Source organism: Rhodococcoides fascians NBRC 12155 = LMG 3623 (genome assembly GCF_001894785.1).
Taxonomy (GTDB): Bacteria; Actinomycetota; Actinomycetes; order Mycobacteriales; family Mycobacteriaceae; genus Rhodococcoides; species Rhodococcoides fascians.
Genome location: NZ_BCWW01000008.1, coordinates 1 through 20867 on the forward strand (window position 1 = coordinate 1; position 20867 = coordinate 20867).

The 20867-nt window shown below is 65.0% G+C and carries 21 protein-coding genes; 14 read left to right on the forward strand and 7 right to left on the reverse strand.

What is annotated here, in order from left to right; translation table 11 throughout:
• Window positions 1-162 precede the first annotated feature (162 nt).
• Complete coding sequence (locus tag RFA01S_RS16950; protein WP_032370235.1) at window positions 163-1170, forward strand: NAD(P)H-dependent flavin oxidoreductase; 1008 nt, start codon at window positions 163-165, stop codon at window positions 1168-1170.
• 10 nt (window positions 1171-1180) lie between these two features.
• Here RFA01S_RS16950 and RFA01S_RS16955 read toward each other — a convergent pair whose 3' ends face one another.
• Window positions 1181-3226: a glycoside hydrolase family 15 protein gene (locus tag RFA01S_RS16955; protein WP_027497515.1), complete on the reverse strand. Its 2046-nt coding sequence runs from the start codon at window positions 3224-3226 to the stop codon at window positions 1181-1183.
• A gap of 94 nt (window positions 3227-3320) precedes the next feature.
• Here RFA01S_RS16955 and RFA01S_RS16960 point away from each other — a divergent pair, with 94 nt between their 5' ends.
• From RFA01S_RS16960 to RFA01S_RS16980, 6 genes are all read left to right on the forward strand, one after another.
• Window positions 3321-3551 (forward strand): hypothetical protein, encoded by a 231-nt coding sequence (locus RFA01S_RS16960; protein WP_027497514.1) that lies wholly within the window; start codon window positions 3321-3323, stop codon window positions 3549-3551.
• Window positions 3552-3701: 150 nt separating this feature from the next.
• The gene (locus tag RFA01S_RS28550; protein WP_310180897.1) at window positions 3702-3791 is read left to right on the forward strand and encodes an Ms4533A family Cys-rich leader peptide; all 90 of its coding nucleotides are present in this window, start codon (window positions 3702-3704) and stop codon (window positions 3789-3791) included.
• A 197-nt stretch (window positions 3792-3988) separates the two neighbouring features.
• Window positions 3989-5011 (forward strand): sulfate ABC transporter substrate-binding protein, encoded by a 1023-nt coding sequence (locus tag RFA01S_RS16965; RefSeq protein WP_032368180.1) that lies wholly within the window; start codon window positions 3989-3991, stop codon window positions 5009-5011.
• Window positions 5012-5905, forward strand: a complete 894-nt coding sequence (cysT, locus tag RFA01S_RS16970) for a sulfate ABC transporter permease subunit CysT (RefSeq protein ID WP_027497512.1) — start codon at window positions 5012-5014, stop codon at window positions 5903-5905.
• Window positions 5902-6702: a sulfate ABC transporter permease subunit CysW gene (gene cysW / locus RFA01S_RS16975; RefSeq protein ID WP_027497511.1), complete on the forward strand. Its 801-nt coding sequence runs from the start codon at window positions 5902-5904 to the stop codon at window positions 6700-6702. The genes cysT and cysW overlap by 4 nt, the downstream gene beginning before the upstream one ends.
• Window positions 6702-7742 (forward strand): sulfate/molybdate ABC transporter ATP-binding protein, encoded by a 1041-nt coding sequence (locus RFA01S_RS16980; protein WP_032370236.1) that lies wholly within the window; start codon window positions 6702-6704, stop codon window positions 7740-7742. Before cysW ends, RFA01S_RS16980 begins: the two co-directional genes overlap by 1 nt.
• Window positions 7743-7765: 23 nt before the next feature.
• On the opposite strand, the gene RFA01S_RS16985 is transcribed toward RFA01S_RS16980, so the two are convergent.
• From RFA01S_RS16985 to RFA01S_RS17005, 5 genes are read right to left on the reverse strand one after another with little or no spacing between them, the layout of a single operon-like run.
• Window positions 7766-8506 carry a sirohydrochlorin chelatase gene (locus tag RFA01S_RS16985; RefSeq protein WP_032370237.1) on the reverse strand — a complete coding sequence of 247 codons (741 nt, stop codon included), beginning with the start codon at window positions 8504-8506 and terminating at the stop codon, window positions 7766-7768.
• Window positions 8503-9843: a sulfate adenylyltransferase subunit 1 gene (locus RFA01S_RS16990; protein WP_052060562.1), complete on the reverse strand. Its 1341-nt coding sequence runs from the start codon at window positions 9841-9843 to the stop codon at window positions 8503-8505. Before RFA01S_RS16990 ends, RFA01S_RS16985 begins: the two co-directional genes overlap by 4 nt.
• Complete coding sequence (gene cysD / locus RFA01S_RS16995) at window positions 9843-10787, reverse strand: sulfate adenylyltransferase subunit CysD (protein WP_032370238.1); 945 nt, start codon at window positions 10785-10787, stop codon at window positions 9843-9845. Before cysD ends, RFA01S_RS16990 begins: the two co-directional genes overlap by 1 nt.
• Window positions 10784-11494 carry a phosphoadenylyl-sulfate reductase gene (locus RFA01S_RS17000; RefSeq protein WP_032368442.1) on the reverse strand — a complete coding sequence of 237 codons (711 nt, stop codon included), beginning with the start codon at window positions 11492-11494 and terminating at the stop codon, window positions 10784-10786. The genes cysD and RFA01S_RS17000 overlap by 4 nt, the downstream gene beginning before the upstream one ends.
• Window positions 11491-13209: a nitrite/sulfite reductase gene (locus tag RFA01S_RS17005; protein ID WP_032370388.1), complete on the reverse strand. Its 1719-nt coding sequence runs from the start codon at window positions 13207-13209 to the stop codon at window positions 11491-11493. The genes RFA01S_RS17000 and RFA01S_RS17005 overlap by 4 nt, the downstream gene beginning before the upstream one ends.
• 368 nt (window positions 13210-13577) lie before the next feature.
• On the opposite strand from RFA01S_RS17005, the gene hemW reads away from it, so the two are divergent.
• On the forward strand, window positions 13578-14789 hold the full coding sequence (gene hemW, locus RFA01S_RS17010; protein WP_032370239.1) for a radical SAM family heme chaperone HemW: 1212 nt from the start codon (window positions 13578-13580) through the stop codon (window positions 14787-14789).
• Window positions 14790-14831: 42 nt separating this feature from the next.
• Here the strand turns inward: hemW and RFA01S_RS17015 are convergent, their stop codons facing one another.
• Window positions 14832-15137, reverse strand: coding sequence for a type II toxin-antitoxin system VapB family antitoxin (locus RFA01S_RS17015; RefSeq protein ID WP_027497503.1), 306 nt, complete (start codon window positions 15135-15137; stop codon window positions 14832-14834).
• A 133-nt stretch (window positions 15138-15270) separates the two neighbouring features.
• Between RFA01S_RS17015 and hrcA the strand changes: the two genes are divergently transcribed.
• The 6 genes from hrcA (at window position 15271) to ybeY (ending at window position 20849) form a co-directional block, all read left to right on the forward strand.
• Complete coding sequence (gene hrcA / locus RFA01S_RS17020; RefSeq protein WP_027497502.1) at window positions 15271-16314, forward strand: heat-inducible transcriptional repressor HrcA; 1044 nt, start codon at window positions 15271-15273, stop codon at window positions 16312-16314.
• 94 nt (window positions 16315-16408) lie between these two features.
• Complete coding sequence (gene dnaJ, locus RFA01S_RS17025) at window positions 16409-17566, forward strand: molecular chaperone DnaJ (RefSeq protein WP_027497501.1); 1158 nt, start codon at window positions 16409-16411, stop codon at window positions 17564-17566.
• Between the two features lie 3 nt (window positions 17567-17569).
• Window positions 17570-18343, forward strand: coding sequence for a 16S rRNA (uracil(1498)-N(3))-methyltransferase (locus RFA01S_RS17030; RefSeq protein ID WP_032370240.1), 774 nt, complete (start codon window positions 17570-17572; stop codon window positions 18341-18343).
• The gene (locus RFA01S_RS17035) at window positions 18340-19095 is read left to right on the forward strand and encodes an alpha/beta hydrolase family protein (protein WP_032370241.1); all 756 of its coding nucleotides are present in this window, start codon (window positions 18340-18342) and stop codon (window positions 19093-19095) included. The genes RFA01S_RS17030 and RFA01S_RS17035 overlap by 4 nt, the downstream gene beginning before the upstream one ends.
• A 114-nt stretch (window positions 19096-19209) precedes the next feature.
• Window positions 19210-20253, forward strand: coding sequence for a PhoH family protein (locus RFA01S_RS17040; RefSeq protein WP_032370242.1), 1044 nt, complete (start codon window positions 19210-19212; stop codon window positions 20251-20253).
• Window positions 20254-20306: 53 nt separating this feature from the next.
• Window positions 20307-20849, forward strand: coding sequence for an rRNA maturation RNase YbeY (gene ybeY, locus RFA01S_RS17045; RefSeq protein WP_032368173.1), 543 nt, complete (start codon window positions 20307-20309; stop codon window positions 20847-20849).
• Window positions 20850-20867: the final 18 nt, after the last annotated feature.

Below are 20867 nucleotides of genomic sequence, written 5' to 3' on the forward strand. Positions count from 1 at the left end.
CTCGCTCAGTTGCCAGATCTCCGTTGCCATGGACCAAGTGTATCGAACAAGTGTTCGACTGGCAACCATAGTGCAATCGAAAACTATTGCTGTGCAAAAGGATTCGGGAAGAGGAAGGTGTCGGTGGTCCGTGATATCGCTCGGAGAGTACATTTCGAATCTGTGACGACACCGATCCTGAAGAAATTGCGTGTTCCCGTTGTCGGTGCGCCCATGGCGGGCGGTCCGAGTACTCCCGAGCTCGCCCGGGCTGTGTCCGAGGCCGGCGGACTCGGAATGATCGCCGGCGCGTTGCTGACGCCGGATGCCCTTGCTGCGCAGGTGGATTCGATGCGTGGCCTGGTGTTCGGCGTCAATCTTTTTCTACCCGAGGAGCCGTCGGGCGCGGATGTCGACTCCTACGCCCAGCATCTGGCATCGTGGTTCGAGCGATTCGACGCCGAACCCGGCGTGCTGAAACGCCGCGATGATTACTACCCGGAGAAATTCGCCTGGCTGCTTGCCCATCCGGTGCCGGTGGTGTCGAGTACTTTCGCCACCTTCGATGCCGACGAGGTTGCCCAGCTGCATTCGGTGGGAACCGAAGTGTGGGCAACGGTAGCAACCGCCTCCGACGCGTCCATCGCCACCGCGAACGGTGTGGACGCGCTGGTGGTGCAGGGTCCCGAGGCGGGCGGACACCGAGGCACGTTCGACGGATCGGCCCCGGAAGAGCCGTTGACGGAGTTACTGGTCGCCGTACGTGAAATTTCGGATTTGCCCCGAATCGCGGCCGGCGGGCTCATGGACGGCAACGACATTGCGCCGCTGCTGGATTCGGGTGCCGCGCATGCAGCCCAGCTGGGTACCGCGTTTCTGAACACTCCCGAGGCAGGAACGAAGCCCGTGCACCGCGAGCAGCTGTCCAGTGCGTCGGGTACCGCCGTGACGAAGGCGTTTTCGGGCCGTCCTGCGCGGGGCTTGGTGAACGAGTTCATGCGCGAGAACTCCGACGCCGCTCCGCTGGCGTATCCCGATCTGCACTATCTGACCGCGCCGATGCGCGCGAAGGCCGCAGCTGCGGGTGACCCGTCGGGACTGTCGATGTGGGCCGGGACCGGCTATCGCCGCGCTCAGGCGAAACCGGCGGCCGAGCTGGTCGCCGAATGGGCGAGACAACTCGGCCGCTGAACCAGACCGCTCAGGGGTTGGCGTGGGCGGGCTGGAAGTGTCCCGATGCCTGCGCTTCCTCTGCTCGGATGACGTGCACCACGGCGTTGATCAACGCCAAGTGCGTGAATGCTTGCGGAAAGTTGCCGAGGTGACGGCCGGTGCGATGGTCGATCTCTTCGGCGTAGAGCTTGAGCGGGCTCGCGTAGGCAAGCAGGCGTTCGCACAGGTGCTTGGCGCGCGGGAGTTCGTCGATCTCGACCAGAGCGGACACGAGCCAGAACGAGCAGATCGTGAACGTGCCTTCCTCGCCGGACAAACCGTCGTCGGTGGTGTCGGTTCGATAGCGCAGAACCAAGCCGTCCTCGGTCAACTCGTCGGCGATGGCGAGCACTGTTGCACGAATGCGTTCGTCGTCGGCCGGCAGAAATCGCAGGAGCGGTGCGAGTAGCAACGACGCGTCCAGAGAGGGATCTCCGTACCGCTGCGTCAGCACGCCGCGCGAGTCCACGCCGTTGTCGAGGATGTCGGCCTTGATCTCGTCGGCGATTTCGTTCCACTTGGTCGAGTAGTCCTTCTCGCCGTGGATATCGGCGAGCTTCGCACCGCGATCGAGCGCAACCCAACACATCAGCTTCGAGGACGTGAAGTGCTGGGGCTCACCGCGGACCTCCCAGATGCCACGGTCGGGTTTGCGCCAGTTCGCGATCGCTTCCTCGACCTGCCGTTTGAGTAGAGGCCACAGGAACTCCGGGACGTGTTCACGCGACTTGACGTGTAAGTACACCGAGTCGAGCATGGTGCCCCAGATGTCGTGCTGCTCTTGGTCGTAGGCACCGTTGCCGATACGTACCGGTCGGGCACCGTCGTACCCGGACAAGTGCGGTAGCTCGGCCTCGTCGAGGGTCTTCTCACCGCCGATGCCGTACATCACCTGAAGCGGGTTGACCTCCCCGTCTGCACTGGTGGCTACATCGGACATGAAGGCGAAGAAGTCGTTGGCCTCACGGTCGAGCCCGAGCGTGTACAGACCCCACAAAGCGAATGTCGAGTCGCGGACCCAGGTGTAGCGATAGTCCCAATTGCGTTCCCCACCAGGTGTTTCGGGTAGCGACGTGGTCGACGCGGCGAGCAGTGCTCCCGTGGGTGCGTAGGTCAGTCCTTTGAGGGTCAGAGCGCTGCGCTGGAGGTAGCCGCGCCACGGATGATCGGGGAATCGGCCGATCGTGATCCACTGCCGCCAGCATTCGGAGGTCTGCCACATCTTGCTGGCCGCTTCCTCGAACGTCTGCGGTGCGGGAAGATCGGACCACGACAGCGCGACGAAGATGTTGTCGCCCTCCGTCATTCGTGTTCGCGCGCGTGCTTCGCGGCCCTCGATGCCGATCCGAAGATTGGTGGTCAATTTCAGGGTGGGCTGGTCGCCGTCGGCGCTCGCCTCGCAGGTCGCGGTGGTCTCCTCGTACACCTTGCCGGTGTACTCCCATGTCGCGGGTGCCCGATGGTAGTCGAAGGCGGGCTCGCAGCTCATCTCCAATTCGACTGTGCCGCTGACACATTTGATGGTCCGAAGCAAGATGTGCTCGGCATCCCAGTCGCTCGGTGCGCGCTTGTGAGTTCGAGAACGCTGGTCGGTGTTGTGCCAGGGGCCCATCACCAACGCGTCACGCACGATGAGCCACCCGGTCTCGGTCTGCCAGGTCGTCTCCACGATGAGGCCGCCGGGCAGGTATCGACGGGCGGCGGGTACCGACTGTCCGTACGGCCCGACGCGGAAGTGGCCCGCGCTTCGATCGAGGACGGCACCGAAAATACTGGGGGAGTCCGGCCGCGGTACACACATCCATTCGACGGAGCCGTTTCGGGCGATGAGGCACGTCGTCTCGCAGTCCGAGAGAAATGCGTAGTCGTCGATGGGCGGAAACGCGCTGCGGTAGGAGACCAACGTGGACACCGGCGCATCGGTGCTGCCCAACGCACCTTGGACTTCCGTTCCGCCCAGGCCTGGATGTCCTGAGCCCATGGCCGGCTCCTCGGCGACCGGGGGCACGGGCGAAACCTCATCGAATGCCGTCATGGCGTAATCATCGACCGATCCGTGGCAGCCGTCCACTGAGAGGCCGTACTCGGCGTGGCGCGGCTCAGGTGGAGCCCTGGTTTAAGCTGCGAGGATGGAATCGTTCGCGCGGTGGTGGGACGGCGTCGAGCTGTGGGTGACGGGCCTTCCGTTCGTTCCGCAGTCGGTGGTCGTCCTCGCAGTGCTCGTTCCGGTTGCGTTCGTCTCGGCTCGGGTGTTCGATCGCGTGCTGGCAGTGATCCTGCGCGTGTTGGGCCGTGACGCCAGCGCAGCACGCGAGGCCGAGCTCTCGGCCTCGACGTCTACGACGAAGGATGGACTGTAATGCCGCGGTCTCGGGTGACATGGGCTCTGATCGCGCTGCTGGCGTTGGTCGTCATCGCGTGGTTGATCACCCGCTGACACGCGCCCCGTCGTGCACATGCACGACTCCTCTGATTAGAGTCGGTCCGGAACCTCTGCTAGATTCCTGACCGTGTCTTCTGCCGCCGAGTACCGCGTCCGCCACCAGTTGGCGTTGATTGCTGTCGGCATGCTGGCAGTCGCCGATATCGACTGTTGTTGATTCTTTCCTTCGCGAATCGGTTTCGTCGATCCACTGTCGCCGCGTAGCGCAGTGTGTCCGCACGACGGACCGGAGTCCGTGCCGCCAGTTCGCTGCTTCGCCGGCCGGGTCCTGACTGCTACGGCGCTCAGCGCGAATCTCCTTGCGTGTCTTGTGTTCTTTCCTCATCGTCACACCACCATGAAAGGCCTTTCGCAATGAGGCATCGTTCTCGTTATCTGCTCACCACGTTCGCAGCTGTGGGAACTCTTCTGGTCACCGCCTGCGGCGGCGGTTCCAGCGATGTCGTCGGGGGCGGGTCGGACACTGCCAGTGGCCCGGCACTGACACTCGTCGGCTACGCAGTGCCGAAGAACGGCTGGGACGCAATCGGTCCGGCGTTCGCAGCCACCGAGGATGGAGAGGGTACGGCGATCAACGCCGATTACGGCGCATCGGGAAACCAGTCGCGCAAGGTCGCCGACGGCGCGCCTGCGGACATCGTCAACTTCTCCGTCGAGCCGGATGTCACTCGACTTGTCAAGGCGGGCAAGGTCGACGAGGACTGGAACCAGAACGCGTACGGCGGGGTGCCGTTCGGCTCGGTGGTGACCATCGTCGTCCGCGAGGGCAATCCGAAGAACATCCAGACGTGGGACGACCTGATCAAGCCCGACGTTCAGGTCATCAGCCCGAGCCCCCTCAGCTCCGGATCGGCGAAGTGGAACCTGCTCGCGCCGTACGCCGCCAAGAGCAACGGTGGCCAGGACAAGCAGGCCGGTCTCGACTTCGTTCGTACGCTCGTCGCCGATCACTTCCCTGTGCAGCCCGAATCCGGTCGCGCCGCAACCGAAGCGTTCCTGCAGGGACAGGGCGACGCGCTACTGAGCTACGAGAACGAGGCACTGCTCATCGAAGAGCAGGGACAGAAGGTGGAGCACGTGGACGTTCCCGTCACCTTCCGCATCGACAACCCGGTGGCAGTGATCAACAGCAGTGCGAACCTCGAGCGTGCGAATGCTCTGAACGATTTCGTCTACTCCGACGAAGGCCAGAAGATCTGGGCCGAGGCGGGTTTCCGGCCGACCAACCCGGAGATCGCCTCCGAATACTCGGACAAGTTCTTCACGCCCGAAAAGCTGTACACCATCGATGATCTCGGCGGCTGGACTCAGGTCGACGCCGACCTGTTCGGAGACAACGGCGCAATTGCGACGATCTACCAGGAAAGTACTCGGTAGATGTCGTCGTCGACCGGTGAACCCGCCGCCCCTGGTTCGATCGTCCCGCCCAGTGCGACACCTCGGTTTCGTGCTGGGCGGGAAGGTCGCAAGTTCCGGGGCCCCGGTTCGGTGGGTCCGCTGGGCCTCGGTGTCGCCGTTCTGTGGCTCAGTGTCATCGTGCTGCTGCCGTTGGCGGCGTTGACGGTTCAGTCGTTCGACGGCGGCCTCGGTGGTTTCTGGGATGCGGTCACCGAGACACGTGCCATCGCCACGTTCAAGGTGACTCTGCTGGTGTCGGTGGCCGCCGCCGTGATCAACCTCTTTCTCGGCACTCTGATCGCGTGGGTTCTGGTACGCGACGAGTTTCCCGGCAAGCGTTTCGTCAATGCCCTGATCGACCTGCCGTTCGCACTACCGACCATCGTGGCGAGCTTGGTGTTGCTGTCGCTGTACGGACCGTCGAGTCCGATCGGCATAGTCTTCAACGCCACCAAGCCTGCGGTCATCGTGGCGCTGCTGTTCGTCACGCTCCCGTTCGTGGTGCGTGCGGTGCAGCCGGTGCTGATAGAACTCGACAAGGACGTCGAAGAGGCGGCCGCATCGCTGGGTGCGAACAACTGGACCATCTTTCGGCGCATCGTGTTGCCGGTACTGCTTCCGGCTGTGCTCTCGGGCGGTGGGCTCGCGTTCGCCCGTGCCATCGGCGAATTCGGGTCGGTGGTGTTAATCGGCGGCAACATCCCCAACGACACGCAGGTCGCTTCGCAGTACATCCGTGAACTCATCGAGTACGACCGGCCGATCGACGCAGCCGCAATCTCTGTGGTGCTGTTGGCAATCGCCTTCGCTGTGCTGTTCGTGCTCCGCATCATCGGCAACAGGTTGGCCAGACGGGAAGAGCAGATCTCGTGAAAATCGGTCTCCCGATCAAACTGTCCCTGCGTGCCGTCGCACTGATCTATCTCGCTGTGCTCGTGCTGTTCCCCCTCGGTGCCATCCTGTTTCGCACGTTCGAGGACGGGGTGGTGGCGTTCTGGGAGCAGATCACCACTCCCGCCGCGCAATCCGCTCTCCAACTCTCGCTGTTGATCGTGGCGATCGTCGTTCCCATCAACGTCGTGTTCGGAATCGTCACAGCGTTGGCATTGGTACGCGGACGGTTCCGCGGCAAGGGGATACTCGAAGCGATCGTGGACCTGCCGTTCGCGGTGTCGCCGATCATCACCGGCGTCGCGCTCATCCTGCTGTGGGGTGCCAACGGATGGTTCGGTGGCATCGAAAGCCTCGGTTTCAAGGTCATCTTCGCGCTACCCGGCATGGTCATCGCGACGATATTCGTCACCTTGCCGTTCGTCGTTCGCGAAGTGGAACCGGTCCTGTACGAGATCGGTGAAGAGCAGGAAGAGGCTGCCTCGACCCTGGGTGCGAGTACCTGGCAGACGTTCTGGCGCATCACGTTGCCTGCCATCCGATGGGGACTGACCTACGGCGTGGTGCTCACCGTCGCACGTTCGCTCGGAGAATTCGGCGCCGTCATCATGGTCTCCACCAACCTGCCCGGCATTTCCCAGACGCTCACACTGCTGGTCAATTCACGGTACGAGGACTTCAATCAGCAGGGCGCATACGCGGCGTCCACCTTGCTCATGGCGATCGCCGTCATCGTGCTGCTGCTGATGACGGTTCTCGACAAGAAGAGGACGAAGTAATGACCGAGACATCTTCCGAGATCGAGATCTCCGTGGTCGGCGCGAACAAGCGCTACGGCGATTTCGCCGCCCTCGACGACGTCAGCATCGACATCCCGAAGGGCTCGTTGACGGCGCTGCTCGGACCCAGTGGCTCGGGCAAGTCCACGCTGCTTCGATCCATCGCAGGCCTCGAGCAGCTCGATACGGGCCGAGTGGTGCTGGCAGGCCAGGACGTCACCTGGGTGAGCCCGCAGCGTCGCGAGATCGGGTTCGTGTTTCAGCACTACGCCGCGTTCAAACACCTGACGGTGCGCGACAACGTGGCGTTCGGCTTACAGATCCGCAAGCGGCCCAAGGCCGAAATCGCCAAGAAGGTCGACGAACTGCTCGAGATCGTCGGTCTGGCGGGTTTCCAAAGCCGCTACCCGGCGCAGCTGTCCGGAGGACAGCGTCAACGCATGGCGCTGGCACGTGCACTCGCCGTCGACCCGCAGGTTCTCCTCCTCGACGAGCCCTTCGGTGCCCTCGATGCCAAGGTGCGCGCAGATCTACGGACGTGGCTGCGCCGATTGCACGACGAGGTGCACGTCACCACCGTGTTGGTGACCCACGACCAGGAAGAAGCGCTCGACGTCGCCGATCGAATCGCGGTGCTGAACAAGGGCAGAATCGAACAGGTCGGCACCCCGGAGGATCTCTACGATCGCCCTGCCAACAACTTCGTGATGTCGTTCCTCGGTCAGGTGGCCAGGCTGAACGGACTTCTGGTGCGCCCGCACGACATTCGTGTCGGACGCGACCCGTCGTTGGCACAGGCGCAGGCAAGCGGCACGGCAGAATCTGCCGGGGTGACGCGGGCCGTCGTCGAACGGGTCGTACGCCTCGGCTTCGAGGTGAAGGTCGAGCTCAAGAACGCGGCCACCGGCGAGTTGTTCGCGGCGCAGATCACGCGCGGCGACAGCGAGGCGCTGGGGCTGCACGAGGGCGAAACCGTCTACGTCCGCGCGACTCGGGTTCCGACGATCACGGATACGACCGAATCGGCTCCGGTGCACTGATCGGACGAGCAGTACCGTTCGTGCTACGCGATCGAGCGATCGTGCGCGAGAGCTGCGTCGTACCGCCGGGAGGCGAGCTCGGCGACTGCCGGATGAGGGCCCAGAACATCGGCGTACGTCACGTTCGGGACGCCGTCCAGCACCTGTGAGATGCGGTCGGTGAGCCTCCCGGGTGCCAGGAACCAGGGAGCCACCACGATCCGGGTGGCTCCCAGCGCCTGCAACTGCGCGACCGCGTCCAGTGGAGACGGATCGACGGACGTGGCGAAACAGGTGACAACTCCCGCCCAGCCGGTGCCGGACACCACTTCGTTCGCAACTCGACGGCTACGGTCGTTCGCCGAGAAATCGCTCGATCCGACGGCAGCCAAGGCGACTCCGACGGTCGAATCGCCGAGCACCGCGCCGGCGTCGAGGACACGGTCACGAACGGCGTCGACGAGAAGTGGGTCGTCGCCCAGCACTTCGGACTGACCGATCGATACGTGCGGATGCCGCACCCGCGCTGCACCCAACAGCGCGGGCAGGTCCACTTTCGCGTGAAAAGCTTTGCCCAACAACAGTGGAACCGCGACGATGCGGGCATGCCCGGCATCGGCCAAATCGTCGAGTGCCTGCTCGACACTGGGCTCACTGAGGTCGAGAAACGACACGCGGACATCGAGATCCGGACGCCGTCGACGCAGGACGTCGACGGCGCGGTGGATCGTCTCGCTCGAGCGGGGATCGCGGCTGCCGTGCGCTACCGCGAGCAGAGCCGTCACGTCGGAACTGCCGACCCCAGCTCGACGGCGGCCAGTGCGTTGCCCACCAGACCGGCAGCCAGTGTGTTGCCACCGGCCGGATCGATCAGCAAGAAGCTGCCGGTGTGCCTGTTGACGGCGTAGTCGTCGGCCACGATCGGCTCGGCAACGCGAACAGAGATGCGTCCGATTTCGTTGAGCTCCAACGATTCCGGGCCCTCGTGTGCAGTGAGGTCCTGTTCGTCGAACCGCTCGACGAGAGCCCCGACGATGGCCTGGGTGGTACGAGTGCCGTGTTTGAGCAGCAGACGAGCGCCCGGGCGAAGCGGCTTCTCGGCCAGCCAGCACACCGTGGCCTCGAAGTCGCTGATCGGTTCCGGTGCGTCCTGCGGGGAGGCGATGGTGTCGCCGCGCGAGACGTCGACATCGTCGGCGAGGACGAGGGTGACGCTACGGCCGGCATGCGCGGTACGCAGCTCGCCGTCCGCGGTGTCGATGCGCTCCACTGTCGTTCGGGTGCCCGAGGGCAGGATGACGACCTCGTCGCCGACGTCGACGGAGCCCGCTGCGACCTGGCCGGCATATCCGCGGTAGTCCGGGAATTCCGCTGTGCGCGGCCGGATCACGTACTGCACGGGGAATCGCAGACCGACCCGGTGAGGTTCGGCGTCCACCGGGACCGACTCGAGGTGCTCGATGAGGGTGGGCCCGTCGTAGTACGGGGTCTTGTCGGACTTCACTGCCACGTTGTCGCCGTGCAACGCCGAGACGGGGATTTCGATGACGTCCTCGGTGGACCAGCCGAGCGAGGAGGTCAGTGAATTGAATTCGGCCGAGATGTCGGCGAACACCGTCGCGGGGTCTTCGACCAGGTCGATCTTGTTGACGGCGAGCACCAGGCGCGGAACGCCGAGGAGGGCCAGAACCGCTGCATGCCTTCGGGTCTGAGTGATCACGCCTTTGCGGGCGTCGACGAGCAGGATGACCAACTGCGCCGTCGACGCGCCCGAGACGGTGTTGCGGGTGTACTGCACGTGGCCGGGGGTGTCGGCCAAAACGAAGGAGCGATTGGGCGTCGCGAAGTACCGGTAGGCAACGTCGATCGTGATGCCCTGTTCGCGCTCGGCACGCAGGCCGTCGACGAGCAGCGACAGATCGGGAGTGGACAATCCTTTGTCCACCGAGGCCCGAGTGACGGCGTCGATCTGGTCTGCCAGAACGGATTTGGTGTCGTACAACAGCCGTCCGACAAGAGTGGACTTGCCGTCGTCGACGCTGCCCGCGGTGGCGAGGCGAAGAAGCTGGGTGCCGCGAGTGGAGCCTGCGGAATGACCAGTGGATATGCCGGTGCTGCTCATCAGAAGTATCCTTCTCGTTTGCGATCTTCCATGGCAGCCTCGGAGACGCGGTCGTCGCCGCGGGTGGCTCCGCGTTCGGTCAGCCGTGACGCGGCCACCTCGGCAAGGATCGCCTGGTTGTCAGCGGCCTCGGACAGGACGGCGCCGGTGGTGGATCCGTCGCCGACGGTGCGGTAGCGCACCGACAAGGTCTGCAGTTCCTCGTTCTCGGCCGGTCCGCCCCACACTCCTGGCGTCATCCACATGCCGTCACGCTGGTAGACGGGACGCTGATGGGCGTAGTAGATGCTCGCCAGTTCCACGTCGTCACGGGCGATGTAACGCCAGATGTCGAGTTCGGTGAAGTTGCTGAGCGGGAACACGCGCACCTGCTCACCGGGGGAATGCTTGCCGTTGTACAGGTTCCACAGTTCCGGGCGCTGTTTCTTGGGCTCCCACTGTCCGAATGCATTGCGCAGCGAGAAGATTCGCTCCTTGGCGCGGGCGCGTTCCTCGTCGCGTCGGGCACCGCCGAACACGGCGTCGAACCGGTTCTCGGAGATCGCGTCGAGGAGAGGAACGGTCTGCAGAGGGTTGCGGATGCCGTCGGGGCGCTCGGTGAGACGTCCGTCGGCGAGGTACTCCTCGACGCTGGCCACGTGCAGGCGCAGGTTGTACTTCGCAACCACGTGGTCGCGGAAATCCAGCACCTCCTGCAGGTTGTGCCCGGTGTCGACGTGCAGAAGTGCGAACGGCAGGGGAGCGGGCCAGAACGCCTTGATGGCCAGATGCAGCAGAACCGTCGAGTCCTTGCCACCCGAGAACAGGATGACTGGGCGCTCGAATTCGCCGGCCACCTCTCGGAAGATGTGGATGGCTTCGGATTCGAGTGCGTCGAGGGTGTCGAACCGATCTGCATCGAGATGGGTGCGTCCGACGGTCGCCGTCGTGAGGTCGAGTGTCATGAGGCGTGCAACCCACATTCGGTCTTGGCCTTGCCGGCCCAACGACCGCTGCGCGGGTCGGCTCCGGGGGCAGGTTTGACGGTGCACGGTGCGCACCCGATGGACGGATATCCCTCGTCGACGAGAGGGTTGACCAGGATCGAATGTTCGTCGATGTAGGCCTGCATCTCCTCGTCCGACCACGGTGCGATCGGGTTGATCTTCACGAGGCCGAAGGCGTCGTCGAACGAGATCAACGGAGCGTTGGCGCGTGTCGGGGCCTCGACTCGCCGGATGCCGGTGACCCACGCGCTGTAGTTCGCCAGTTCCTTCTTCAGCGGCGCCACTTTGCGCATCGCGCAGCAGCGGTTCGGTTCGCGGGCGAACAGGTCCTTGCCGTCGATCGCATCCTGTTCTGCGACAGTCTTCTCGGCGCGGGCGTTGACGACGTGCACGCCGTAGACGGCCTCGACGGCATCGCGCGTTCCGATGGTCTCGGCAAAGTGGTAGCCGGTGTCGAGGAACAGGACGTCCACTCCGGGGTGAACCTGTGCGGCGAGGTGAACGAGAACCCCGTCCTGCATGTTGGAGGCGACGATGAAATCGCTACCGAAGGTGTCCTCGGTCCATTGCAACAACTCGAGCGGGCTTGCGCCGTCGAGTTCGCGGGCACCGCGCTCGGCGATGTCCTTCAGTTGGTCGACCGTCAAATTCAGTCTGGTACTCATCGCAAATCCGCCTCGTCTGCTCGCACGGCCCATTGAGCGAACCGTTCGCCGTCTTCGCGGTGCTTGTCGAAATTGCGCACCACTCTGTCGATGTAATCTCCCAGCTCGGAGCTGTTGACCTTGTGCTGACGCAACTTTCGGCCGAACGCACTGTCCAGGCCGAGGCTGCCTCCGAGGTGAACCTGGAAACCCTCGATCTGATTCCCGTCCCCGTCGTCGACCAACTGTCCCTTGAACCCGATGTCGGCGATCTGCGACCGCGCGCACGAGTTGGGGCAACCGTTGATGTTGATCGTGATCGGAACGTCGAGTCGACTGTTGATGTCGGACAAGCGCTCTTCGAGCTCGGGGACGAGAACCTGTGAGCGCTTGCGGGTTTCGGCGAACGAGAGCTTGCAGAACTCGATGCCACTGCACGCCATCAGATTCTTGCGCCAGTGCGAGGGGCGGGCAGGCAGGCCCAGCGCGTCGAGGTCCGAGATCAGCTGCTCGAGCGTCTCGTCCGGAACGTCGAGGACGATCAGCTTCTGGTACGGCGTGAATCGGACGCGATCCGACCCGGCCTTCTCGGCGGCGTCGGCCACCGCGGCGAGGATGGTGCCGGAGACGCGGCCCGCGATGGGGGCAACGCCGACGGCGTTGAGGCCGTTCTTGAGCTTCTGGATCCCGACATGATCACGGGGCCGAGCGGGCTTCTCGGGCGCCGGGCCGTCGATGAGCTTGCGGTGCAGGTACTCGTCCTCGAGGACCTGGCGGAACTTCTCGATGCCCCAGTCCTTGATGAGGAACTTCAGGCGCGCCTTGGTGCGAAGCCGACGGTAGCCGTAGTCGCGGAAGATCGAGACGACGCCCTCCCAGACGTCGGGGACGTCCGCGAGCGGAACCCAGACACCGACGCGCTGCGCGAGCATCGGGTTGGTGGACAGGCCGCCGCCGACCCACAGGTCGAGTCCTGGTCCGTGCTCGGGGTGGTTCACACCGATGAAGGCGACGTCGTTGATCTCGTGCACTACGTCCTGCAGACCCGAGATCGCGGTCTTGAACTTGCGTGGCAGGTTCGAGTACTCGGGCTTGCCGATGTACCGCTCGACGATCTCGTCGATGGCCGACGTCGGGTCGAGAATCTCGTCGACCGCTTCGCCCGCGAGCGGGGAACCGAGCACCACACGCGGGCAGTCTCCGCATGCCTCGGTCGTCTTCAGGCCGACTGCCTCGATTCGACGCCAGATCTCGGGGACGTTCTCGACCTCGATCCAGTGAAACTGGACGTTCTCGCGATCGGAGAGGTCCGCGGTGTCGCGGCCGAACTCCTTCGAGATCTGCGCCAGAGTGCGCAGCTGCTCCAGATTCAATGCACCGGCATCGCACCGGATGCGCATCATGAAGTACTTCGCCTCGAGCAGGTCGATGTTGTCGTCACCGGTGAAGGTGCCGTCGTAGCCCTGTTCACGCTGGGTGTAGAGACCCCACCAGCGGAACCGGCCGCGCAGATCGCCCTTGTCGATGCTGTCGAAACCCTGCTTCGAGTAGATGTTCTCGATGCGGGCGCGCACGTTGAGCGGGTTGTCGTCCTTCTTGGACTGCTCGTTGGCGTTGAGCGGCTCTCGATAGCCCAGAGCCCACTGGCCTTCGGCGCGACGCTTGGTCGGCCGCGGCGCTCGGTCTCGCGGTGTGGCGGAGGCAGCGTCGGTGGTCGCGTCGCTGGTCGACGACATGCATTGCTCCTGCATCTTTGTGCTGGCCGGTACCCGGGACCGAGGGCGCAGGCAATTGCGCTTTCGACGACGGTGGGAAACCGGTGGATCGAATGGACGTGCTCGAAGGAGGCTGGTCAGCAGCCGGTCGTGTGTCGACACGACGCGCTGCAGACACGGCCGAGATCGACATGGCGGCGCGCCACGAGTCGAATTCCTGAGTCGGTCACGGGTGCCATTGTGCCACGTCATCGACCGGGTGCCGACCGCGGCGGCCTATTTACCCCAAAATTCCGGTAAATGGGCTGGCCGGGTGCGAGTCGTGCGTGCACAGCGCCCTGGGCGGCGCGTGGATCGGGCCGCCGGTGAACTCTGGGACACTGGAGTCCGTGAATACCGTCGTCGATACCTCCTCAGTCTTCGAGCTGCCGTCCGGCGCATTCGACGGAGTGGGGGAACGTGCGTTCGGGATCTACGTGCATGTGCCCTTCTGCGCCACGCGATGCGGGTACTGCGACTTCAATACGTATACGGCCGGGGAGCTGGGCACGTCGGCGTCGCCGCAGTCCTGGTTGGAGGGTCTGCGCAGAGAACTCGACGCTGCGGCGAACCTGATCGGAACGGGCGCGGGTCGAGTACCGACAGCCGACACCGTCTTCGTCGGAGGTGGGACGCCGTCGTTGCTCGGAGGAGACGGCCTCGCGGACGTATTGGGCGCGGTCCGGTCGAGCTTCGGGCTGTCCGACGGGGCGGAAGTGACCACGGAGTCGAACCCGGAATCGACGTCGCCTGCATTCTTCGAGCGGCTGCGCGACGCCGGGTTCACGCGGGTGTCTTTGGGCATGCAGTCCGCGGCGCCGCACGTTCTGGTGGTTCTGGATCGCACCCACACTCCGGGGCGAGCGGTGGCCGCAGCGAAGGAAGCGTCCGCAGCCGGCTTCGAGCACGTGAACCTCGACCTCATCTACGGAACGCCGGGCGAGCGAGACAGCGATCTCGACCAGTCCCTCGCTGCGGTGCTCGACGCGGGTGTCGACCATGTCTCCGCGTACGCACTGATCGTCGAGGACGGCACCGCCATGGCGCGAAAGGTGCGTCGAGGTGAGTTGCCCGCACCCGACGACGACGTGTTGGCGAGCCGATACGAGCGCATCGACACGGCCATGAACGCAGCAGGCCTGTCCTGGTACGAGGTATCGAACTGGGCCGCCGATGCCGATGCGCGTTGCCGGCACAACATCGGCTACTGGGACGGCGGCGATTGGTGGGGTGCCGGGCCGGGAGCGCACAGCCACATCGGCGGCACGCGATTCTGGAACGTCAAACACCCGGCCACTTACGCAGATCGGCTCGCCGCGGGCGAGCTGCCGGTGCAGGGCAGTGAGCTGCTCACCGCGCAGGACCGTCATCTCGAAGAGCTGATGCTGACCGTGCGTCTGCGCTCAGGAGTGCCGATGAGTCTGCTTGGGCCGACCGAGCTCGCAGCCGCCGAGCAGACCGTGGCGGACGGGTTGATGGTGCAGCGAGGCGATCACCTCGTGCTGACCGACCGCGGCCGGTTGCTCGCCGACGCCGTGGTGCGCACCATCGCCGCGGCCTGAACGATCTGTTTGAGGCTGCAGTGTTCTCGGGCCTTCGAACCCTCAGGCACCCAGGGCGTCGTAGTCGAACACTCTGGCGTGCAACACCGTTCGACTGCGCAGCGCAGCCCGGACAGCGCGGTGCAGGCCGTCCTCGAGGTAGATGACGCCTCGGAACTGCACAGCGTGGGGGAACAGGTCGCCGTAAAAGGTGGAGTCCTCGGACAACAACCGGTCGAGTTCGAGCACCTTGGTGGTGGTGACGATCTCGTCCAAACGCAGTTGGCGTGGAGGAATTCTCGACCAGTCCCTGATGGACAGGCCGTGCTCCGGGTAGGGCTTTCCGTCTCGTACACCCTTGAAGATCATCGCGAGCCTCGAACCGCTGGACCGAATCGAAAGACAGTTTCCACTCGGACCACAGTAAGGCCTTGCACGAGCATGCGTTCCTCGGCTACTAGACTCGAGCGACGATTGGCAACGAGAACGGAGGTGGGCACCGATGTCGAGCACCGACGACAGGCGGTTCGAGGTTCTGCGAGCGATCGTGGCGGACTACGTGTCCACTCAGGAGCCCGTCGGATCGCGTGCTCTTGTCGAGCGTCACAACTTGGGTGTGTCGAGTGCGACCGTGCGCAACGACATGGCGGTCCTCGAGGCCGAGGGCTACATCGCCCAACCGCACACCAGCTCCGGGCGGGTGCCGACCGACAAGGGCTACCGCCAGTTCGTGGACCGGATCGCCGACGTCAAACCGTTGTCAGCGGCCGAGCGCCGCGCCATTCTGGAGTTTCTCGAGAACGGCGTCGACCTGGACGATGTGCTGCGCCGCGGGGTTCGACTGCTCGCTCAGCTGACCCGGCAGGTAGCCGTGGTTCAGTACCCGACGCTGTCGGCGTCCTCGGTTCGACATCTGGAGGTCGTCGCTCTCACACCGGCTCGGCTGCTGTTGGTGCTCATCACCGACTCCGGCCGGGTCGATCAACGCATCGTCGAACTCGGCGACGTCATCGACGACGAGAACTTGGCCCAGTTGCGGCGGTTGCTCGGCGGCGCACTGGAAGGCAAGCGGCTGGCGGCGGCGTCCGCAGCCGTGGCCGAGCTGGCCGAGAATGCACCTCCCGCCCTGCGTGACGCGATGATTCGTTCGGCCACGGTGCTGGTGGAATCGCTCGTCGAACATCCCGAGGAGCGGCTGGTTCTCGGCGGAACGGCCAATCTGACGCGCAACGCGGCGGACTTCGCGGGAGACGCAGGGTTTCCGGGATCGCTCCGAGCGGTACTCGAAGCGCTGGAAGAGCAAGTGGTGGTACTCAAGCTGCTCGCCGTGACGCAGGACACCCGCACCGTCACCGTGCGTATCGGCGAGGAGACGCAGGTCGAGGAGATGCGCGGAACATCGGTGATTTCCACCGGATACGGCTCTGCTGGCATGGTCCTGGGAGGGATGGGCGTTCTCGGCCCCACCCGAATGGACTATCCAGGAACAATCGCGTCGGTCGCGGCGGTTGCCAGGTACATCGGCGAGGTCCTGGCCGAGCGCTGACGCGAGCCGACGATCCATCGTCGGCCGCGGGGGCACAGCGGCCGTGACACAGCATCAACGAACGAGATCCATCTTCTAGGACGAAAGAGACGACGTGGCACGGGATTATTACGGGACTTTGGGCGTCGGCCAGCAGGCGACGGACCAGGAGATCAAACGCGCGTACCGCAAATTGGCGCGAGAGTTGCACCCGGACGTGAACCCGGACGAGGCCGCACAGGCCAGGTTCAAGGACATTTCCACCGCATACGAGGTGCTCTCCGATCCGGAGAAGCGTCGAATCGTCGACCTCGGCGGCGATCCTCTGCAGCAGGGCGGCGGTGGTGGAGGCGGCGGATTCGGTGGTGCCGGATTCGGCGGTGGCCTCGGCGACGTCTTCGAAGCGTTCTTCGGCGGCGGCGCAGGCGGTGGACAGCGCGGACCCAAGGGACGCGTACAACCCGGAGCCGATTCGCTGCTGCGAACCAAACTCACCCTCGACGAATGCGCCACCGGCGTCACCAAGCACATCACCGTCGACACGGCGATCCTGTGCGACCTGTGCACCGGCTCGGGCACCAACGGCGATTCCAAGCCCGTTCGGTGCGAGACCTGTGGCGGTGCCGGCGAAGTGCAGTCGGTGCAGCGCTCGTTCCTCGGCCAGGTCATGACCAGCCGTCCGTGCCCCACCTGCCGCGGTGCAGGCGAGACCATCCCGGACCCCTGCCGCAAGTGCGGCGGCGACGGCCGGGTGCGTTCGCGTCGGGACATCTCGGTGAAGGTGCCGGTCGGCGTCAGCAACGGCATGCGCATCAGGTTGGCCTCGCAGGGCGAGGTCGGGCCGGGTGGCGGCCCCGCAGGCGATCTCTACGTGGAAATCGTGGAGCAGCAGCACGAGGTGTTCGTCCGTGACGGCGACGATCTGCACTGCACCGTTCGCGTCCCGATGGTCGACGCGGCACTCGGTACGTCGGTGACGGTCGACGCCATCATCGACGGCCCGACCGAGATCTCGATCGAGCAAGGGACACAACCGAACTCGACGACGGTGCTGCGCGGGCACGGGATGCCCAAGCTCCGTTCCGGTATCCGCGGTGACCTGCACGCCCACCTCGAGGTCATCGTGCCGACCAAGCTGGACAGCAAGCAGACCCACCTGCTCGAACAGCTCAAGACCATGCGCGACCGCGATTCGGCGGAGGTCGTCACCACCGGTTCGGCACACAGCGGTGGCCTGTTCTCGCGGTTGCGGGAAGCCTTCAGCGGGCGCTGATTCATGGCCCCCACGGTCTTCTATCTCACGCCGCTGCCGGCCGTGGGAGAGCTCGCCGTGCTCGACGGCAAAGAAGGTCATCACGCCGCGACCGTGCGGCGGATCCGAGTCGGCGAGCGCCTGCTGCTCAGTGACGGTGCCGGCGGTCTGGCCGACACGGTCGTCGTCGGTGCCGAGAAGAACCGACTCGAACTGACGGTGCAGTCGCGCACGGACATGCCGCGAGCCACTCCCACGGTGACGCTGGTTCAGGCACTGCCGAAGGCGGACCGCTCCGAACTGGCGATCGAGCTGGCCACCGAGGCCGGGATCGACGCAGTGGTGCCATGGCAGTCGGCGCGATGCGTCGCTCGCTGGGAAGGGCCCAAGGCGACCAAGGGGGTCGCGCGCTGGCGCAGCACCGCCGCCGAGGCGGCCAAGCAATCGCGTCGCGCATACATCCCCGAGGTCTCCGAGTTGCACGATTCACGCTCGGTGTACGCACTCGTGCACCGGATCGTGGCGGGCGGCGGCATCGTCGCCGTCCTGCACGAAGCGGCCACCTCGGCATTCCGCGACCTGCCGTTCGATTCGGTGCCCGAGGTCGCGATCGTCGTCGGACCCGAGGGTGGCCTCGACGACAGAGAGATCGCGGCTCTGACCGAGGCAGGCGCGACCCCGGTGGTGCTGGGGCCGACGGTGCTGCGAACCTCGACGGCCGGAGCTGTTGCGTTGGGAGCTCTCGGCGTTCTGACGACGCGGTGGGCGCAACTTCCGCCCGATTTCCCGAACGCATGAGCGTTCGCATCAAGATCGCGTACGGCGCGCATCCGGAACAGTTCGGTCACCTCTATCTGCCGTCCGCGCCGATCACGCCCGCGACACCGGTGGTCGTGATCGTGCACGGTGGATTCTGGAGTGGGCAGTACGCGTCGAATCTGGGCACCCAGTTCGCCCGAGCTGTCGCCGGAGCCGGTGCGGTGGCTTGGAACATCGAGTACCGACGCGTCGGTGCGGGCGGGCACTGGCCGGAGATGCAGGCCGACGTGCGCGCCGCACTCGACGCCGTGGCCGGGGTGGTACAGCACCACGCCCCGGTCGGTGTCGACGATGTCCGCGTCATCGGGCACTCGGCGGGCGGCCACCTCGCAGTGTGGCTCGGCGGCGAAACCGACACGACGGTCCGGCCGTCGCGCATCGTCTCGCAGGCGGGTGTCCTCGATCTGGAGCCGCGCGGGGCGTCGGGACGTACCAATCCGGCGGTCGAGGCCCTGCTGCAGGCCCGCTACGAAGACGAGCCCGAGCTGTACCGGTCGGCCTCACCTCTGGCCCGACTACCCATCGGAATCCCGACGATCTGTCTGCACGGATCCGATGACCTTCAGGTCCCGGCTTCGCAGAGCTCGAGGTACGTCGAGGCCGCACGAGCCGCGGGCGACGACGCGGAGCCGGCGATCGTGCCGGGCGAGGACCACTTCGCCTTCCTGAACCCGGATTCGCGGTGCTGGGCGCTCTCGCTCGAGGCCGTCCTGGGCGAGCGCCGTGGGTAATAGGAATGCGCATCGATCCTGCGGCGTTAAACTTGGTCCGAGCGCGACCTGACGGACGCGTTCGAAAACATCAGCGTCACCGGTCGAAACAAGAGAGCAGGCCATAGCCACCACGTGAGTGAACACAGCGAATTTCCCGCCGAGCGCGACGTTCGGTCCACCTTGGAGCTCGCCCCCGAAGCAGTGATGCCGCTGCTGGGACAGTCCGACGAGAACCTCCGGGCGCTCGAGCAGATGCTGACGGCCGACATCCACGTACGAGGAAACGCCGTGACGCTCACCGGGAAGGTGCCCGATGTGGCGTTGGCCGAGCGGGTGATCACCGAATTGGCGGCATTGGCCAAACGTGCTCAGCCACTGACTCCCGACGCAGTGCGCCGGTCGATCGCCATGCTCACCGAGGGGGTGTCGGATTCTCCCGCCGAGGTGCTGAGCCTGGACATTCTGTCGCGTCGAGGCAAGACCATTCGGCCCAAGACGTTGAACCAGAAGCGCTACGTCGACGCGATCGATTCCAACACGATCGTGTTCGGAATCGGTCCTGCCGGAACGGGCAAGACCTACCTGGCCATGGCCAAGGCAGTGCAGGCATTGCAGACCAAGCAGGTCAGCCGCATCATCCTGACGCGGCCTGCGGTGGAGGCGGGTGAGCGTCTGGGCTTTCTGCCCGGAACCTTGCACGAGAAGATCGACCCGTATCTGCGTCCACTGCACGACGCCTTGCACGACATGATGGACGACGAGGCTATTCCCAAGCTGATGCAGGCCGGAGTCATCGAGGTCGCGCCGCTCGCCTACATGCGTGGCCGTACGCTCAACGACGCGTTCATCATTCTCGACGAGGCGCAGAACACCACGGCCGAACAGATGAAGATGTTCCTCACGCGTCTCGGATTCGGATCGAAGATCGTCGTCACCGGAGACGTGACGCAGGTCGACCTACCCGGCGGTGCCCGCTCGGGCCTTCGTGCGGCGTCGGAGATTCTCACCGATGTGGACGACATCCACTTCGCGCAACTGACCAGTAGTGACGTGGTGCGGCACCGGCTCGTTTCGGAAATCGTCGACGCCTACGAGCGCTTCGAGTCCGCATCGGAAGGCGTCATCGCGAACCGCGCGCAACGCCGTGCCGGTGGGCCGCGTTCGGCGAGAAGATGATTCAGGCGTACGGAAACGGTAATGCAGGCAACGAGAGCGTGGGTAGTGGCTAGATGAGTATCGAAGTGTCCAACGAGTCGGGGATGGACATCTCCGAGCCCGAACTGGTCTCGGTCGCACGGTTCGCGATCGCAGGCATGGACGTGCACCCCGCTGCGGAACTGTCCATGGTGCTGGTGGATTCGGCAACCATGGCAGATCTGCACATGCGCTGGATGGATCTGCCCGGCCCCACCGACGTGATGTCGTTTCCTATGGACGAGCTCGAACCGGGCGGTCGTCCCGATGCTCCCGAGCCCGGACCGGCGATGCTGGGAGACATCGTGCTGTGCCCGTCCTTCGCGGCGGATCAGGCCGCGGCAGCAGGACATTCGCTCGAACACGAGCTCGCGCTGCTCACCGTGCACGGCGTGCTGCACCTGCTCGGCTACGACCACGCCGAGCCGGACGAAGAGAAGGAAATGTTCGAGCTGCAGAACCGTCTGCTGGCCGAATGGTACGAGGACGCCAGGCGGGCGGAGCAGGCAGCCGAACAGGCCGTTCGAGACGCTCGGCTGCTCGGCAAGGCCGGCTTCGTCGACGGTCTCGACCGATGATGTGCGTGTTCGGACCAG